Here is an 18,162-nt window from a genome sequence, read left to right on the forward strand (position 1 = left end):
TTCATGGGAAACCCTGAGCAGGAATCACAGGCCGCAAACGATCCGTTCTCGCTGACGGGACTCACGTATGACGATGTCCTCCTCCTGCCAGGCGACACCGATGTCATCCCTTCCGAAGCCTCCACCGCCTCCCGGCTGACCAAGGAGATCGAGCTCAACATCCCGCTCGTCTCCGCGGCGATGGACACCGTGACCGAATCTCGGATGGCGATCGCCATGGCCCGCATCGGCGGCCTGGGCATCATCCACCGCAACCTCTCCGCCGAGGATCAGGCGAACCAGGTCGACTACGTCAAGCGCTCCGAATCGGGCATGATCAACGACCCGCTGACGATCACCCCGGACAAGACGCTGGAAGAACTCGACGAGATCTGCGGAAAGTACCGCATCTCCGGACTGCCCGTCGTCGACGAGAACAATGTGCTCGTCGGCATCGTGACCAACCGCGACCTGCGCTTCGTCACCCGCAGCGAATTCCCCACACGCACCGTCGCCGAGACGATGACGAAGATGCCGCTGGTCACCGCGCCCGTCGGCGTGGCTGCCGAGAAGGCCTTCGAGCTGCTCGCCGAACACAAGGTCGAGAAGCTTCCCCTCGTCGATGACAACAACGTCATCCAGGGCCTCATCACCGTCAAGGACTTCGTCAAGACCGAGGAATACCCGCTCGCGACCAAGGACGACGAAGGCCGCCTGCGCGTCGGTGCCGCCGTCGGGTTCTACGGAGATGCCTACGAGCGTGCAGGACTGCTCGCCGAGGCAGGAGCCGACGTCCTCGTCGTCGACACCGCCAACGGCCACGCCCGCGGAGTCACCGACATGATCAAGAAGATCAAGTCCGACCCGGCGTTCTCCGCCGTGCAGATCATCGGCGGAAACGTCGCTACGAAGGAAGGCGCGCAGGCGCTCGTCGAGGCAGGAGTCGACGCCGTCAAGGTCGGCGTAGGACCCGGATCGATCTGCACCACCCGCGTCGTCGCCGGTGTCGGCGTCCCGCAGGTCACCGCCGTCCACCTCGCGGCTCAGGCCGCTCAGGCCGCCGGGGTGCCGGTCATCGCCGACGGCGGCCTCCAGTACTCCGGTGACATCGGCAAGGCCCTGGTCGCCGGTGCCGATACCGTCATGCTCGGCTCTCTGCTGGCCGGATGCAACGAGTCGCCAGGCGACCTCATCTTCGTCAACGGCAAGCAGTACAAGGCCTACCGCGGCATGGGTTCGCTGGGCGCGATGGCCCCGCGCAAGGGCAAGTCGTATTCGAAGGACCGCTACTTCCAGGCCGATATCGCCACCGACACCGACCTCATCCCCGAGGGCATCGAAGGCCGAGTCGCCTACCGCGGTCACCTCAAGCAGGTCGCCCACCAGCTCACCGGAGGTCTGCGCCAGACGATGTTCTACGTCGGCGCGCGCACCGTCGGCGAGCTCAAGGCCAAGGGAAAGTTCGTCCGCCTGACCACGGCAGGGCTGAAGGAAAGCCATCCGCACGATATCCAGATGACCGTCGAGGCCCCGAACTACGTCGTGAAGTGACGTAGGCAGGCACATCTGACGGAGATGCCTCTGGTCAGTGAGAAGCCGCAGCTTCCGCGTTTGAGCGGAGGCTGCGGCTTCTTGCGTGTGCGGTCGGCTGAGGGCACGGGGCGAATTCCTGGCTGTTCAACGGAAATCTGTGACTCTGCAGTGCCTGAGCAAATTGTTGGATCGATCCACGGTGTTCTGCGGTCTGAAACCACCGTGGATCGACCCAACAAATCGCGGTCACCCGGGCGCCCTTGGTCTCACGATGCTGGATGACACACCCCGATGTGACGAATGCCACTCGCCCATTTTCCGGCCGATGCACCCGTAGTGCGAACGGCCGCCTTGCCGTGTGAACGCTGGGAAGCGGGGCATCGTCCTTGGTGAGGGGTCTACTTCCGTAGTCATCGAATCCGCCCGGAGGCTCTTCGGGAACAAAAGAACTTAGGGTAGGTTTCCCTAATGCGAGCCGCGCTTCGCGGTGCGCATCATCGAAGGAGGAAACCTCACAGTGACGACTTCTCTGCTCTACGACACCGAAGCGACACCCACTTCAGCACCCCTTCAGACTCCCGAAATTCCCCACCCGGACGCCGCCGGCACCTTCAGCGATCGTGGCGCCCACACCGATGCCCTCCTCGGCGCCCACAGCGCAGACGAGTACACATCGCTCATGCACGACGTCGTCGACATCCTCGGCGATCGGTTCCGCACAACTGAGCGGGCCGCCTCGGCGAAGGAACGCTCCGGACTCCAGGCCGCCGTCGACGCCGTGGATCTCGACACCGCAGGCGTCGGCAACGCCGAAGCCCTGCGCGAGGTCGACGCTCTCTACGCCGACAATGCCGTGTGGTTCCACCACCCCAGCTACGTCGCCCACCTCAACTGCCCGGTCGCCGTGCCCGCCGTCGCCGCCGAAGCGATGCTCGCCGCCATCAACACCTCGGTCGACACCTACGACCAATCCGAGGTTGCCACCCTCATGGAGCGCCGCCTCATCGACTGGACCTGCGGCCACCTCGGCTTCGCCGGCGGCGACGGAATCTTCACCTCCGGAGGCACCCAGTCGAACCTCCAGGCACTGTTCCTCGCCCGCGAAAACGTCCTCGCCGAGGCAGCGGGACACGTTGAGGCCAATGACGCCGAATCCCGCCGAGGCGGCCCTGACCTGGGCGCGCCCAACCGCCGCGACCTGCTGTCCCGGCTGCGGATCCTTGCCACCGACCAGGCCCACTTCTCAGTGTCCCGCGCTGCGTTCCTCCTCGGTCTCGACGCCGAGGCGGTCGTGACCGTCCCGACCGACCGGTCCGGTCGCATGGATGCCGAAGCGCTCAACGCCAGCCTGCTCGCGATCGAGGCGAACGACCAGATCCCCATGGCCGTCGTCGCCACCGCAGGAACCACCGACCTCGGTGTCATCGACCCGCTCGAGACCATCGCCGAGGTCTGCGAATCAGCGAACGTGTGGCTGCACGTCGACGCCGCATACGGCGGCGGACTGCTCTGGGCCCCACAACGCGCCCACCTGCTCGACGGGATCTCCAGGGCCACCTCGGTGACCATCGACTTCCATAAGACGTTCTTCCAGCCCGTGTCCTCATCGGCCCTGCTCATCAGGGACGCGAGCTTGTTCGCGCCGACGATCCACCACCACGACTACCTCAACCCCGAAGCCGAAGCGCAAGAAGCCGACGCCGAACCGAACCAAGTCGACAAGTCCCTGCAGACCACCCGCCGCTTCGACGCGCTCAAGCTCTGGACAACGCTGCGCGCCCGCGGAGCAGGGGAGATCGGATCGATGCTCGACACCGTCTGCGACCTCGCGACCGACGTCCGGGCGCTGCTCGAGGACCAGGCGGACTTCGAAGTGCTCGGCGCCTCGGACCTGTCCACGGTGCTCTTCCGATTCACCCCGGCGACCGCGGACCAGGACACCTGCGACGAACTCGTCCCGCTCATCCGTCGAGTCCTCTTCCGCTCCGGCCGCGCAGCCATCGCCCGCACCGTCATCGACGGCACGCCGTGGCTCAAACTCACCCTGCTCAATCCCGACACCCGCATCGACGACGTCACCGCCGTGCTCGACCTCGTCCGTGCCACCGGGCACGGCATCCTCGCCGGCCGGGACCTCGAGGACGCAGCGACAGAAGGAGGCGCAGCATGAGCGCAGATTCCACACACATTCACGACATCCTCGGCGTCGGCATCGGACCCTTCGGACTCGGCCTGGCCGCACTGTCGGAACCGCTCGACGACGTCGACGCGATCTTCCTCGACCAGCGCCCCGAATTCCGCTGGCACCCGGGCATGATGATCGAAGGCTCTACCATCCAAGTGCCGTTCCTGGCCGACCTCGTCACCATGGCCGACCCCACCTCGCCGTACTCATTCCTCAACTTCCTCAAGGAGCGCAAGCGGCTCTACCCGTTCTACATCCGCGAATCGTTCTACCCCCTGCGCGCCGAATTCGACGAATATTGCCGGTGGGTCGCCGCCCAACTGGATACGCTGCGATGGAATCGTCGCGTCGTGTCCGTGACCAGGGACGACGGTGTGTACACCGCCCTCGCCGAGGTGGTCGATGACTCCGGCTCGATCCTGACGACCGAGACCTACCGCGCTCGGCATCTCATCCTCGGGGTGGGAACGCAGCCGGTGCTGCCACCTGTGCTGCAGGGGCTCGGGGGAGGAGCCGGCGACTCGCCCGCTGCCGGCCCGGACGGTGCCGCCGGCTTGCCCGCTGCCGGCCCGCTCATCCACACCGCCGACTATCTCGAGAACCGGGATGCGCTGCTCGACTCGGGGGCGATCACGATCATCGGCAGCGGCCAGTCCGCCGCTGAGATCTACCGTGACCTCGTCGACGACGCAGAAGACCGCGGAGTGCGCCTGGACTGGGTGACCCGCTCGCCGCGGTTCTTCCCGATGGAGTATACGAAGCTCACCCTAGAGATGACCTCCCCGGAGTACACCGACCACTTCCGGGCCCTGCCCGATGAACTGCGCGAACGTGTCGGCCGGGAACAGCGCACGCTGTACAAGGGCATCTCCGCCGACCTCGTCGACGACATCCACGACACTCTCTACCGACTCAGCCGCGGCGGGCGGCAGCTGCTGACGAACCTCGTCTCCGAAGCCGAACTCGAGACCGCCGAGATTGATCCGATCAGCGGCGAATACCTGCTCGGCTTCCGCAACACGGCACTGGACAAGACGTTCACTCGGCGGTCCGGATCCGTGGTCGCCGCCACCGGATACAAATCGCAGGTTCCGGACTTCCTCAGCCCTCTCGGCGACGACATCCGTCTGGACTCCCGAGGCCGCCTCGACGTCAGCCGCCACTACACGATCAACGACGAAGGAACCATCCACGTCCTCAACGGCGAAGAGCACACCCACGGCGTGACCGCCCCCGACCTCGGCTTCGGCCCGTGGCGGGCCTCGGTGGTGCTGGCCGCAGTGACCGGCCGGGAACCCTATCCGATCGAACGGACCATCGCCTTCCAGACCTTCGGGGTGCCGGCCGACGAATCCGATGCCGTGCCCGATGCCGCCTTCGCACTCGACGACTCCAAGGAGATGTCACACGCATGACCACCGAACTCATCACCAGCCTGACCACCACCGAGGCGGACGAAACCGATCCGACCGATTCTGCTGTTGGTGCGAACGCCACCTGTACGCGCACGGACCGCAGTTCGGACATGAAGCTCACGGCCGCCTCGGCGACAGTGACCATCCGTCCGCTCGACGTCGACCGGGACACCGCCCGGATCCACGGGTGGCTGACCCACCCGCGCGCTCACTACTGGATGATGACCGACCTCGACGAGAACGAGGTCCGGACCTACTTGAATGGCATTCGCGACTCCGCGGACGACGCCGGTTGGGTTGGCTCCGTCGACGGCACCGACTGCTTCTACGTCGAAACCTACACTCCGGACACCCTCATCCCGCAGAACATCGTGGCGACCGGGCCCGCGGACATCGGGATGCACCTGCTCGTCGCACCGCCGGCAGGACCGGCCGTGCATGGCCTCACCGACCGCATCATGGCGGAGGTCATCGACTTCTGCCTGAAGCCTGTTGACCAGGGAGGACGCGGTGCCGAGCGCGTCATCGTCGAACCCGATGCCAGGAACGACGCGATCATCGAGAAGAACCGAGCTGCCGGTTTCACCCCCATCACCGAAGCGACCATCATGATGGGCGAGATCGAGAAACCGGCGCTCGTCAGTGTGTGCACTCGCGCGGATTTCGAGGCCAGCGCGCTGGCTCCGTTCGTCACGGCCGGTGCTCGGGAGTCGCGCGTGGCAGAGACCGGCGAGTCGGACAGTGACCGGAGGTCCACCAAATCACGCACGGGCCGGACATTCGCAACCCCGCCGGCACCGTACGCCCACCTCAACGGGGATGCGTTCGCCGTCGTGCAGCGCCACCTCGTCGCCAAAGCCCTGTCCGAATTCGCCCACGAACGACTCATCGCACCGGTGAGCCTCGGCGAGGGTGAAGGAGCGGCCGCGAACGGCAGTGCACATCCGGTCGGGGGAGCCGCCTCGGCGAATGGCGAGGGCCAGACCTGGGAACTGAGCATCGACGGCGCCAGCCGATACACGTTCACCGCGCGTGTGCTGCCGCTCGAGCACTGGGTGATCGACGAAGCGAGCATCACCCGGTGGCGCGACGGTACCGAGGTGCCGCTCGACGCGCAGGAACTCGTCGTCGAACTCCAAGACGAACTCTCCATCCCGGAGGACCTCATCTCCACCTACCTCGAGGAACTCGCCTCGACCCTGGCCGGGGCCGCGTTCAAACTCGAGGACGCCCGAGCCGGGCGCAGACCCGATGCACGTGCACTCGTCGAAGCGGATTTCCAGACCACCGAGGCGGCCATGACCGAAGGCCATCCGGGGTTCCTCGCGAACAATGGTCGCATCGGCTTCGGTCTCAGTGACTTCCGCAAGTGGGCGCCGGAGAACGGACAGCTCAACCGCATCGAATGGGTGGCAGTGAGGCGTGAACTCAGCCATCTGTCTTTGGGAGTCGGACTCGACGAGGAGAGCCACCTCGGTGAGGCTCTCAGCGAAGCCGAACGGGATCTCTTCGGGTCCCGGATCCGGGCGGCGGGACAGGATCCTGCGGACTTCCACCTCATGCCGATCCATCCCTGGCAGGCCGACCACCGCCTGGCGATCACCTTCGCCGCGGACATCGCGCGCGGCGATCTTCTGCCGCTCGGGGAAGGGCTCGATAAGCACCAGGCGCAGCAGTCCCTGCGCACGTTCTTCAACCATTCGCGGGCCGGAGCTCCGTATGTCAAGGTCGCGCTCGCCGTGCAGAACATGGGATTCCTGCGTGGGCTGTCGCCGAAGTACATGCGCGACACTCCAGCCATCAACGACTGGGTTGCTGGCTTGGTGGGCTCCGACCCCACCTTCGCCGAGGCGGGCTTCCGAGTGCTGCGGGAGCGCGCCGCACTCGGCTACACCGGTGATGTCTACCACCGGACGAAGGAGACGAACCCGCACCGGAAGATGCTCGCCGCCTTGTGGCGGGAGAACCCCGTCGAGCAGATCGATCCAGGTCAGAAGCTCATCACGATGGCTGCCCTGCTGCACCGGGATCACCAGGGGGTGTCGCTGGCCGGCGAGCTCATCAGCGCATCAGGCCTGAGCACCGCGGCATGGCTGCGCAGCTACCTGCGGGCGTACCTGAAGCCGCTTGTCCATGCGCTGCTGGCCCACGATCTCGTGTTCATGCCGCACGGGGAAAACCTCATCCTCGTCCTCGACGAGCATGTGGTCACCGGGGCGTTCATGAAGGACATCGGTGAGGAGGTCGCCGTGCTCGGCCACCGCGAGCTGCCTGCCGATGTCGAGCGCATCCGCGCCGTGGTGTCGGGGGAGGAGAAGGCCCTGTCGGTGTTCACCGATATGTTCGACGGGGTCCTGCGGCACCTCTCCGGCATCCTCGACGGCGATGGACTGCTGCCGGCCGAGAGATTCTGGGCGATCGTCGCCGAGACCCTCGACGACTACGAAGCGGAGCACCCGGATGATGCGCGCGGTGTCAGCGGCGACGTGGATCTGCGTGCCGACCACTTCGCTCATTCGTGCCTCAACCGGCTGCAGCTGAAGAACACGAAGCAGATGGTCGACATCGGCAACCAAGCCGAATCACTGCTCTACGCGGGCACGATGCCCAACCCGGTGGCTCGCTGAGCCATAAGGGGCCACGCCGACCGCTCACCTGAGCGGCGACCGCTCGTCGCATAACTTGATACAGCGACGGCAACTCGAGCGCTCAGTGAAGGATGACTGAGCCAGTGCGTGCGCTCGCCGCTGCGCTGAGCGGTCTGTGATTCGACGCAGCAGAACATGCCACTCGCCGAGGCGGGACTCCGGAAAGGAGTCCCGCCTCGGCGAGTACCATTGACAGTGAAACCGACCTTTGCTGCAGAGCCGACCGGAGACCACTGTATGACTCCCGAGCAGACTTCACTTATCGAACGAATCCGTGCACTCATTGTCGAAGAGCCCGTGGTTCGAGAGGTCTCGATGTTCGGAGGCCGCGCGGTCATGGTCAACGAGAAGATGATCGTCAGTGCTGGTAAGACGGGCGATCTGCTGGCGCACATCGATCCCGACCGTCACGATGAGCTCCTCAAACGACCCGAAGCTGCCCAAGCCGAGATGGGAACCGGTCGGGACATGGGACCGGGGTGGATCAACGTGAGCGCAGAGTCTGTCCGTGATGACGAACAGCTGGCATTCTGGGTCGAGACCGCCTTGGACTTCAACCGGACGGTGACAGGCCAGCACAACTGAGTCCGCCGCGCGAGCGGTTAGTATCATTCCAACGGTTGCCTGTGCGTCGATGCGCAGATTCACGAACCGGTTCTCAGACTCAAAGGTGTGCGCATGGCGAAGCAGAACGATCGGCCGACCCTGGCCACGGTCGCTGCGCGTGCCGGCGTGAGCATCAAAACCGCCTCCCGCGTCCTCAACGGCGAAAAGCACGTTGCCGCCTCGACGGCGGAGAAAGTCGAAGCTGCCGCCGAAGAGCTCGGATTCCGCCTCAACCCCACGGCCAGACGCTTGCGTGCCGGAGGCCGCTCACCCTATATCGGCGTCGTCCTCTCGGACGCCGGTGACGCCTTCCAATCACGTGCCTTCGCCGCAGTGGAAGCCGAGCTCGCAATCCTCGACCTGCGCCCGGTGGTGACCGTGGTCGGTGACGACCCGAACCGAGAGGAAGCCTTCCTCGACGAATGCCTCGCCAACGACCTGACCGGGCTCATCGTCATCCGCGCCCACCCCGAGGCGGCCGAGACCTACGCACGAGCCGCCTCGGCGCCGGGCACTCGAATCGTCTCCCTCGACCCAGCGGTCGAAGGCCCTGGAATCAGCATCGTCGCAGGCGACGATCGTGAGGCGGGACGCCTCGCGGCCGAACAGCTGCTCGCTCACGGGCACATGGCACTCGGCGTCATCGGCGACCATTCGCCCAGCCTCATCACCACCCGCCGACTGCAGGGAATCCAGGACGCCATCGCCGGCCGCCGCGGCGTCGGCTGGCGCGCCTATATGCGCGAAGACGCCCACGACGAAGCCAGCGCGAAGAACGTCGTCGCCGCCTGGCTCGGTTCCCGCAGCGCACCCGGAGCCCTGATCACCCTGTCCGCCACAGTGACCCAAGGTGCCATCGACGCCTGCCGCCGCCTCGGCGAATGGCCGGCCCTGGTCGGCATCGACGATTTCCCCACGGCCGAACTCCTCGATGTCACCGTCGTCGATCGCAACGTCGAATCCCTCGCCTCCGAGGCGGTCCGACGACTCCGGGTCGGTGTCGAACCCAGCGATGCTGGCGAGGGCGCGGACCGCCTCGGCGAAGGGGATGGCCCGATTGCGGGGGAGGCGAACCGGCGCGATCGAGTCGACGACGGCGTGCTCGATTTCGACAATGCGCTGTGCGTCATCGCTCGTGGCAGCGGTGAAGAGCCGCCGGACACCCGCTGAAGATTTTTGTCGAAACAGTTGACAGCAGGCGGCGTTCAGCGAATCATATTCAACAGCCTGACAACGTTGTCAGAAAGATTGAAAGGTTCACAATGAGGCACAACCTTAAGTCCCACAAAAAGCTGGCGCTCCTCGGTGCCTCCGTCGCGATCGGCGCTCTTGCGCTCAGCGGCTGCGGCAATCAGAAGGGCCAGGGAAACGACGAGGCCGACAGCGGATCCGGCGGCGACGGGGACGTCACCATCGCGCTGCTGCTGCCCGAGTCGAAGACCACCCGGTACGAGTCGCTCGACAAGCCGAACTTCGAGAAATACCTCAAAGAAGCCAACCCAGACGCGAAGGTCGAATACCGCAACGCCAATCAGGACGCGACTCAGCAGCAGCAACAGGTTGAGGCGGCCGTGACCGAAGGCGTCGACGCCATCGTCCTCGACCCCGTCGACGCTTCCGCAGTCTCATCCGCGCTGTCGAAAGCCGAAGCGAAGAAGATCCCGGTCATCTCCTACGACCGCTTCTTCGAAGGTGCGGACTACTACACCTCGTTCGACAACAAGAAGATCGGCAACCTGCAGGGCCAGGCCGTCCTCGACGGGCTCAAAGACGCCGGCGTCGACCCGAAATCGGGACCGGTCTGGATGGTCAATGGTGATCCGAAGGACCCGAACGCCGCGGACTTCAAGGCCGGCGCCGAAGAGACCCTCAAGGGCGCAGGCGTGGACATCGCCGCCAGCCACGACACCCTCGACTGGAACCCCGACGACGCCCGCCAGTGGGTCGAAGGTCAGCTGCAGGGCAAGGGCGAGAAGCCGATCGCGATCTACTCTGCCAACGACGGCACCGCCGGCGGCGTCATCGCCGCAACGAAGAAAGCCAAGGTCGAACCCGTCGTGACAGGTCAGGACGCCGAGGTCGACGGTCTGCAGAACATCCTCAAGGGTGACCAGTACGCCACGATCTACAAGTCGATCCCACCGCAGGCCGAGTTCGCCGCCAAAGCCGCCGTGGCCCTGGCCGCAGGCGAGGACGTCGACGCGGGCACGACCTACAAGGACACCCCCACGGACTTCGTCGAAGCCAAGGTCGTCACCACCGACACCATCAAAGACATCGTTGGTGACCAGATCAAGGCCGAGGACATCTGCACAGGCAAGGTGGAGAAGCTCTGTGCCGATGCCGGCGTGAAGTGAGCGCGTGCGCGTTCACAATCTGACGTGACCGACCTCGAGCCGGCGACCGCCACCGGTCGCCGGCTGCCGGGGTCAACGACTGCGACAAGTAGGAACAGATGACATCAGAGACACCCGACCCGGCAACTGAGGCGACGCGGACGCCGGGCAGCGACAGCGAGCCGGTGCTCGAACTGCGCGGAATCAACAAACGGTTCGGTGCAGTCCAAGCCCTGACCGACATCCATCTCAGCGTCGGTCGCGGCGAAGTCGTCGGCCTCGTCGGCGACAACGGCGCCGGCAAATCGACCCTGATCAAGGTCATCGCCGGAGTCCACGCCGCCGATGACGGCGAACTCATCATGAACGGGACGGCGCAGAGATTCTCCTCCCCGAAGGATGCACAGACAGCCGGAGTGGCCACAGTGTTCCAGGATCTGTCCCTGTGCGAGAACCTCGACGTGGTGGCCAACCTGTTCCTCGGACATGAGAAGACCCGCGGCGGCGTCCTCGACGAAGTGACGATGGAAGCCAAATCCTGGGAGCTGCTGCGCAGCCTCTCGGCAAAGATCCCGAGCGTGCGCGTACCGATCGCGGCCCTGTCCGGCGGTCAACGTCAGACGGTCGCGATCGCCCGGTCCCTCCTCGGCGAACCATCCTTGGTCATGCTCGATGAACCGACGGCGGCACTCGGCGTCGCCCAGACGGCCGAAGTGCTCAACCTCATCGAACGGCTCAAAGAACGCGACCTCGGCGTGCTGCTCGTCAGCCACAATATGGCCGATGTGCAGGCGGTGTGCGACCGGGTGCACGTGCTGCGGCTGGGCAAGGACGCCGGTGATTTCCCCGGTGACGAGCGCACCGATGTGCTGGTCGCCGCGATCACCGGAGCCAGCGACAACGTCGTGACCAAACGCGCCGCACGGAGGGGTGAGCGTCGATGACCCGCAATTCCTTCATCACCGATGAGCGGATCTCCTCCGAAGGCGTGATCGGCACCTTCGTCCGCCGGGTCAAAGAGGGGCAGCTGGGGTCGTTCCCGGTCATCCTCGCACTCATCGTCATCGTCATCGTATTCCAGTCGGCCGACTCGAACTTCATCTCTCCGGCCAACCTAGTCAACCTCTCCACTCAGGTCGCGTTCCTCGCGATCCTGGCTCTCGGCATCAACCTCATCCTGCTCCTCGGCGAGATCGATCTGTCTCTGGCGCAATTGGGCGGTTTGGCCGCCTCGCTGCTCGGTGTCTTGGTGGTAAGGCAAGGTGTGCCGCCGGCCTTGGCGCTGGTCATCATGCTGCTGCTCGGCCTGGTCGTCGGCGCGATTCAAGGTTGGTTCTTCGCCGTCGTCGGCATCCCGGCGTTCGTCGTCACCTTGGCCGGTCTGCTCGCGTTCACCGGTCTGACTCTGACGACATTGGGCACGCAGAAGAACCTGTCGATGTCGGACACCTTCGCCTTCGACTTCGCCAGCTTCTACTTTCCTGCGATCTGGGCCTATATCTTCGGCGCCGTCGCGATCATCGGCTTCGGCGGCGGCATCATCTATTCGAAGCTGCGCCGCCACCGGGAGGGTCTCAGCGCTCCGAGCTGGACCTCTGTGATCGTGCGGATCGTGTTGCTGGCCGCGATCGTGTTCGGGTTCCTCATCCTCGTCAATCAGGACTTCGGCCTGGCGATGCCTTTCTTCCTCATGATCGTCATTGCGATCATCATCGACCTCGTGCTGCGCAAGACCCGCTACGGTCGTTCCATCTACGCCGTCGGCGGAAAGGTCGAAGCTGCACGGCGTGCCGGCATCCGCGTGACCTGGGTGCGCATCAGCGTGTTCATGGCAGCCGGAGTGCTGGCCGCATTGTTCGGCTTCATCAAGACCGGTGTGACGACAAATGCGGGATCGACGCTGGTGAGCACGCAGGACCTGCTCAATGCGATCGCTGCAGCTGTCATCGGCGGCACCTCGCTGTTCGGCGGACGCGGAACCGCCTGGGCAGCCGTGCTCGGTGCTCTGGTCGTCGGTGCGATCAACAACGGTCTCTACCTCATCGGCTTCAACTCCGATGCACAGCAGATCATCACCGCACTCGTCCTGCTCACCGCCGTCGTCATCGACGCGCTCAGCCGCCGCGGACAGAGGTACGTCGGGCGCGGGTAGTGGGGCGTGAAGCTCTCTCTGCCGACCGCTCGCCTTAGCGTCGAGCGCGCAATGCATAGCTTGATACAGCGACGTTGAGTCGAGCGGTCGGTGCTGAGCATCCAAGCAGAGTATGGAGTCGCCCGTGTCCGACCGGGCTGATACAGTCGGAGCCAATGACATGGGGTGCCTCATGAGGATCCGTTCGCACCAAGACGCTGCGCACGGAGGACACCGAGGCTGAGAGAACACCCATCGAACCTGATCTGGGCCATACTAGCGAAGGGATCGTCATGGTTGACTTCGACCTGCGTTCTGCGAATGCGCGTCTGCGCGCAAGCAATCCACTCATCCAGTGCATCACGAACACCGTCGTGCAGCAGTTCAGCGCCAACGTGCTCCTGGCCATCGGCGCCTCCCCGGCAATGCTCGACCACGAAGCAGACGCCGGTCAGTTTGCCGGGATCGCCAGCGGAATCCTCGTCAACTTCGGAACCGCTTCGAACCACCAGCTGCTCGCCGCCGATGCCGCCATCGACGTCGCCAACACCGCCGGAAAACCCTGGGTCCTCGACCCCGTAAGCGTCGGCGCCGTCGACTTCCGCACCTCCCGCATCCGCCGCGCCGCCGCCGATCACCCGACCGCCATCCGCGGCAACGCCTCCGAGATCGCCGCACTCGCCGGAGTCGGACTCGGTGGTCGTGGAGTCGACTCCACCGATGAAGTCGACGCCGTCCTACCCGCTGCCGCGAAGCTGGCCCGAGAGACCGGTGCCATCGTCGCCGTCTCCGGACCCACCGATGCCGTCGTCGCCCACATCGACGGCACTGACCACGTCGCCCGCGTCTCAGGTGGACATGAGTTCATGCCGCTCGTCATCGGCACCGGCTGCTCACTCGGTGCCGTCACCGTCGCCTACCTGGCCGCCGCCCGAGCCGGACTCGCCGACCCCGACGCCGACGTCTCAGCCGTCAACGCCACTGAGCAGTCCGCGAACGGTGGGGCCGCCTCGGCGAAGTTCGAAGCCGTCGTCGCCGCCCACGCCCACTTCGCGGTCGCCGGGGAACTCGCCGCCGATGGTGCGAAGGGGCCCGGCAGCTACTCGGTGAACTTCCTCGACGCACTCCACACCGTCGACGGTGACCGACTCGCACAGGCGAGAATCGGCCTCGACACGCTCACTTCTGCGAATGAAACCGCCGGCGAAGGCGTCCAGGCATGACCGCCGGATCCGCCCACATCGCCGACAACCCGGCTGACGACAGCGCGACCGTGAACGACCGAGACGGCTCGGCCGACCGCTTCGCCGGAATCGACACGCGCCTCTACCTCGTCACCGACTCCGCGCAGTGCGAGGCCGCCGGCCGCAGCGTCGCCGAGACCGTGCAGGCCGCCGTCGCCGGGGGAGTGGGCATCGTCCAGGTCCGCGACAAGGACGTCGACGATGCAGGCTTCTACTCGCTCACCCGCCAAGTCATCGCCGCCGTCGACGCCGCCACCCGCGACACCGACCGCACGGTCCCCGTCGTCCTCAACGACCGCGTCGAGGTGGCCCGCCGCCTCATCGACGAAGGCGAGGACATCCACATCCACGTCGGCCAAACTGACACCACCGTCGCCGAGGTGCGCGCCGCCCTGGGTGCGGAACCGCTCATCGGTCTCTCGGCCGCGAACAGCGACGAATTCGCCGCCGCCCGAGACTCCGGAGTCGTCGACCTCGTCGGCATCGGACCGGTCTATGACACCTCCACGAAAGCAGACGCCCCCGGCGGAATCGGACCGGACCGCCTCGGGGAACTGGTGGCAGAAGCGGGCATCCCCGCGGTCGCGATCGGCGGCATCAACGCCGATCGTGCCCCTGACCTGCAGGGACGTGGGCTGATCGGGATCTGCGTGGTCTCGGCGATCTGCATGGCCGACGATCCGAAGACGGCAGCAGAGGAGCTGCTCGCCGCATACGCCGGGAGTGCACAGTGACAACCCGCCCGCCGATCACCCTGTCCATCGCCGGCACCGATCCCTCCGGCGGTGCCGGAATCCATGCCGACCTCAAGACCTTCACCGCGCGGAAGACCATGGGCACGACCGTCATCACCGCCCTCGTCGCGCAGAACACGCACGGTGTGTCCCGCGTCTATCCGATCGACGTCGATTTCGTCGCCGATCAGTTCGACTCCGTGCTCGGCGACCTGCCCGTCGATGCGACGAAATCGGGGATGCTCGGCAGCCGTGACCTCGTCGAACTCGTCGTCGATCGCGCCGCCGAAGGCCGGCTCGGCTTCTACACCGTCGACCCGGTGATGATCGCGACCTCCGGCCACCGCCTCCTCGAGACCGATGCCGTCGAGGCCGTGCGCACCCACCTGCTGCCCGTCGCCGACCTCATCACCCCCAACCTCCCCGAGGCGGCCCTGCTGATCTCCGACGACGAACCCGAAGCGCAGACGACTGAAGCCATGCGTGACCAGGCTCGGCGCCTGCTCGAACGCGGGCCCGGAGCGGTCCTGCTCAAGGGCGGACACGGCAGCGAGGACGAGGTCATCGACATCCTCGCCACCGCCGACGGTCAGGTCCGCGAGTTCACCCACCCCCGTGTGACGACGATGAATACGCATGGAACCGGGTGCACTCTGTCGGCCGCGATCACCGCCGAGGTGGCCGTCCTCGGCCGCGAACGCACAGAGATCGGGTCGGACATCCTCGGCCGGGCCGTCGACAATGCCCTCGATTACCTTGCTCGCGCTCTCACTTCGGCCGCGGATTGGCAACTGAGCCTGAATCCGGAGGGCGCCCACGGACCGATCGATCATCAAGTCGACATCGTCCGCGGTCGACCCGCCTGACGTATCCATCCCGCCTGACCGCTGCCGCACGCGAACCGCCATCTCACTCGATCCACCACGTCACACGAGCACAGAGGAGTTCCCATGACCGTCACCTTCACCGCCGGCCCATTGACCACCCAGCTGTGGGGCCGCGTAGGTCCCATCATCGAGCAGATCGAAGAGCTGCCGTTCCTCGCCCAGCTCGCCGACGGCAGCCTCGATCCGAAGGCATTCGCCAACTACATCTCGCAGGACAGCCTCTATCTCAATGGCTACGCTAAGGCCATGTCGTTCCTGGCCGCGAAGACCGTCGACCGTGACGAATCCCGATTCTGGGCCGGATCCGCCGCTGAGGCGATCACCGTCGAAGAGGAGATGCACGGAGAGCTGCTCGCCGATGCCCGACTCGCCTCGGCGCTGGAAGAACTCACCGCGGAAGGCTCCCGTTTCAAGGCCTCCCCGACGACGCTGGGTTACGTGTCCTTCCTCGTCGCCACGGCCGCCAGCCGTTCCTACGGCGAAGGCGTCGCCTCAGTCCTGCCCTGCTTCTGGGTGTACGCGCATATGGGCAAGGTGCTTGTCGACCGGGCCGGGCAGATGGCCGACGACCACCCCTACCGCACCTGGGTGCAGACCTACGATTCACCAGACTTCGACGAATCGACCCGCCACGCCGTGCAGATCCTCGAACAGGAACTCGCTAAGGCCCCGAGCGAGGAAGCCGCCCGCATGCGCGCCGCCTTCGAGCAGGCCTGCGTCTTCGAACTCCACTTCTGGGCCTCGGCGCACGCCATGCAGAACTGGGACGTCTCCGTGTTCCTGCCCCAGGAAGCTGCTGTCTGATTCCAGGGAGCATCGGATCCCCCTCGCCGAGGTGGCCCTGACCTTGAGTCGGTCACCTCGGTCGGCGGGCGGAAGCGTTCCCGCCTCAGGCGCGGGAGGCTCCATAAGGGTCATCCGGGTAATGCGTGAGCGGACCGAACGATCCGAGAGCATGCCAACCGCGGCGCAGAGTCATCCACAGAAGCACGTGATCGACCTCGATGAGGGGCACTCGGTCGTGCTTCGGGCAGGCGAACCGACCGATGAAGAACACAACGGTCGCAAACATCACTGCGATCATGAACAGAATCAAAAGATCCATGGCGGCCCCCTCACATCCTGATACGAATGCCTCTCTTTCAGTCTCGCCCCAAAATAAAGAGAAAGATAGGGCTATCCCACCTGGTGAGCGTGAAGGTGATCAAAATCAACTCGGGTGTGAGACGCCGTTCATGCAAAGGATGAGGCGAGGCTCTCGGCAGCGCTGATGACGGCTCGGGCGGCCGCTCGTCCCTGGTCGGGGGTGATCGAGGACGGGAAGGTGAAGCGCACACTCGTCTGCGCGACCTCGGGCGCGACCCCTAAGGCCGTGAGCACATGGGAGGGCTCATCGGAGCCGACCGCGCAGGCGGAACCGCTCGAGGCCGTCACCCCGAGGCGTTCGAGCTCGAGCAGCACTGCCTCGCCGGAGGTGTTCGAGAAGCAGAACGACGCATGATTCGGAGTCCGAGTCGCCCGGCCGTCAGGGCCGGCCGTGCCCGCCGCGCCCGTCAGAAACGACCCGGGGACATGGCTGAGCACTGTGGAGATGAACTCATCGCGGATGGCTCGGACACGATCGGCGGCCTCATGCCGATCCGCCTCGGCGAGTTCGAGTGCCGTGGCGAACGCAACGGCCAAAGCCACGTTCTCCGTGCCCGATCGTCGGCCCGACTCCTGCCCGCCGCCGTGGATGAGTGGTTCGACGGGGACGCGGGCGCGGATCGCGGCCACACCGATGCCCTTCGGTGCTCCGACCTTGTGCCCGGCCAGGCTGAGCGCATCGACGCCCAATCCGGTCAGCGGCAGCCACCCGGCCGCCTGCACGGCGTCAGTATGGAAGAGGGCACCGGCCTCATGGGCGATTCCGGCCAGGGTCGGAACGTCCGCAACGGTGCCGATCTCATTGTTCGCATAACCCAAGCTCACAAGCACGGTGTCCGGGCGGATCGCCGCCGTGAGGGCTTCGGGGGTCACGGTCCCATCGGAGGTCGGGTCCACCTCGGTGACGGTGAATCCGTGGACGCGGGTCAGGAACTCCACCGAGGCGAGCACCGCTTCGTGTTCGATGGGAGAGGTGACGATATGTCGCCGAGGCGGCGCCGCGGTCCCGGACCCACCCTGGGTCTGAGCACGACCCTGGGCCCGATCCTGAGTCCGAGCGCCGAGTGCCATGCCGATGATCGCGAGATTGTCCGCCTCGGTGCCGCCGCTGGTGAACGTGATGTCCGTGGCCCTCATTCCCAGCACCTTCGCCACGCGAGCACGGGCATCGGCGAGGGCTTCGGCGGGTCCGCGCCCGAATTCGTGATGGCTCGACGGGTTGCCGAACGCCCCGGCCAGATACGGCCAAGCGGCTTCGAGGGCCTCCCTGCGCACGGGAGCCGCGGCCGCGGTGTCGAGGTAGAGGCGTCCGGTCATC

15 protein-coding genes and 1 riboswitch are annotated in these 18,162 nt (G+C 65.7%); of the genes, 13 read left to right on the forward strand and 2 right to left on the reverse strand.

What is annotated here, in order from left to right:
• The first annotated feature begins 3 nt into the window (after positions 1-3).
• From guaB to HK108_RS17470, 13 genes are all read left to right on the forward strand, one after another.
• Complete coding sequence (gene guaB / locus HK108_RS17410) at positions 4-1,530, forward strand: IMP dehydrogenase (protein WP_139468395.1); 1,527 nt, start codon at positions 4-6, stop codon at positions 1,528-1,530.
• Positions 1,531-2,029: 499 nt separating this feature from the next.
• Positions 2,030-3,682: a pyridoxal phosphate-dependent decarboxylase family protein gene (locus HK108_RS17415; protein ID WP_308423791.1), complete on the forward strand. Its 1,653-nt coding sequence runs from the start codon at positions 2,030-2,032 to the stop codon at positions 3,680-3,682.
• Complete coding sequence (locus HK108_RS17420) at positions 3,679-5,112, forward strand: lysine N(6)-hydroxylase/L-ornithine N(5)-oxygenase family protein (protein ID WP_181272454.1); 1,434 nt, start codon at positions 3,679-3,681, stop codon at positions 5,110-5,112. The genes HK108_RS17415 and HK108_RS17420 overlap by 4 nt, the downstream gene beginning before the upstream one ends.
• A complete protein-coding gene (locus HK108_RS17425) occupies positions 5,109-7,739 on the forward strand; it encodes a GNAT family N-acetyltransferase (RefSeq protein WP_229664245.1) in 2,631 nt (876 codons plus the stop codon). The genes HK108_RS17420 and HK108_RS17425 overlap by 4 nt, the downstream gene beginning before the upstream one ends.
• Positions 7,740-7,997: 258 nt before the next feature.
• Positions 7,998-8,345, forward strand: a complete 348-nt coding sequence (locus HK108_RS17430; protein WP_181272455.1) for a TfoX/Sxy family protein — start codon at positions 7,998-8,000, stop codon at positions 8,343-8,345.
• A 93-nt stretch (positions 8,346-8,438) separates the two neighbouring features.
• Positions 8,439-9,536: a LacI family DNA-binding transcriptional regulator gene (locus HK108_RS17435; protein WP_181272456.1), complete on the forward strand. Its 1,098-nt coding sequence runs from the start codon at positions 8,439-8,441 to the stop codon at positions 9,534-9,536.
• 92 nt (positions 9,537-9,628) lie between these two features.
• Entirely contained in the window at positions 9,629-10,723 is a 1,095-nt protein-coding gene (locus HK108_RS17440; RefSeq protein WP_139468400.1) for a substrate-binding domain-containing protein, read from the forward strand.
• A 98-nt stretch (positions 10,724-10,821) separates the two neighbouring features.
• On the forward strand, positions 10,822-11,646 hold the full coding sequence (locus HK108_RS17445) for an ATP-binding cassette domain-containing protein (RefSeq protein WP_181272457.1): 825 nt from the start codon (positions 10,822-10,824) through the stop codon (positions 11,644-11,646).
• Entirely contained in the window at positions 11,643-12,854 is a 1,212-nt protein-coding gene (locus HK108_RS17450; RefSeq protein WP_139468402.1) for a sugar ABC transporter permease, read from the forward strand. Before HK108_RS17445 ends, HK108_RS17450 begins: the two co-directional genes overlap by 4 nt.
• A 151-nt stretch (positions 12,855-13,005) precedes the next feature.
• Positions 13,006-13,139: riboswitch (TPP riboswitch) on the forward strand.
• A complete protein-coding gene (gene thiM / locus HK108_RS17455) occupies positions 13,127-14,056 on the forward strand; it encodes a hydroxyethylthiazole kinase (RefSeq protein WP_181272458.1) in 930 nt (309 codons plus the stop codon). It overlaps the preceding riboswitch by 13 nt.
• Positions 14,053-14,811 (forward strand): thiamine phosphate synthase, encoded by a 759-nt coding sequence (gene thiE / locus HK108_RS17460; protein ID WP_181272459.1) that lies wholly within the window; start codon positions 14,053-14,055, stop codon positions 14,809-14,811. Before thiM ends, thiE begins: the two co-directional genes overlap by 4 nt.
• The gene (thiD, locus tag HK108_RS17465) at positions 14,808-15,677 is read left to right on the forward strand and encodes a bifunctional hydroxymethylpyrimidine kinase/phosphomethylpyrimidine kinase (RefSeq protein WP_181272460.1); all 870 of its coding nucleotides are present in this window, start codon (positions 14,808-14,810) and stop codon (positions 15,675-15,677) included. The genes thiE and thiD overlap by 4 nt, the downstream gene beginning before the upstream one ends.
• Positions 15,678-15,761: 84 nt before the next feature.
• Complete coding sequence (locus HK108_RS17470; protein WP_181272461.1) at positions 15,762-16,502, forward strand: TenA family protein; 741 nt, start codon at positions 15,762-15,764, stop codon at positions 16,500-16,502.
• An 85-nt stretch (positions 16,503-16,587) separates the two neighbouring features.
• Here the strand turns inward: HK108_RS17470 and HK108_RS17475 are convergent, their stop codons facing one another.
• Together HK108_RS17475 and HK108_RS17480 are read right to left on the reverse strand one after the other, a co-directional pair.
• Complete coding sequence (locus tag HK108_RS17475) at positions 16,588-16,803, reverse strand: hypothetical protein (protein ID WP_181272462.1); 216 nt, start codon at positions 16,801-16,803, stop codon at positions 16,588-16,590.
• A gap of 128 nt (positions 16,804-16,931) precedes the next feature.
• Positions 16,932-18,161: a cysteine desulfurase family protein gene (locus HK108_RS17480; RefSeq protein WP_181272463.1), complete on the reverse strand. Its 1,230-nt coding sequence runs from the start codon at positions 18,159-18,161 to the stop codon at positions 16,932-16,934.
• Between the last annotated feature and the right edge of the window lies 1 nt (position 18,162).

The organism is Brevibacterium sediminis (assembly GCF_013623905.1).
GTDB lineage: Bacteria > Actinomycetota > Actinomycetes > Actinomycetales > Brevibacteriaceae > Brevibacterium > Brevibacterium sediminis.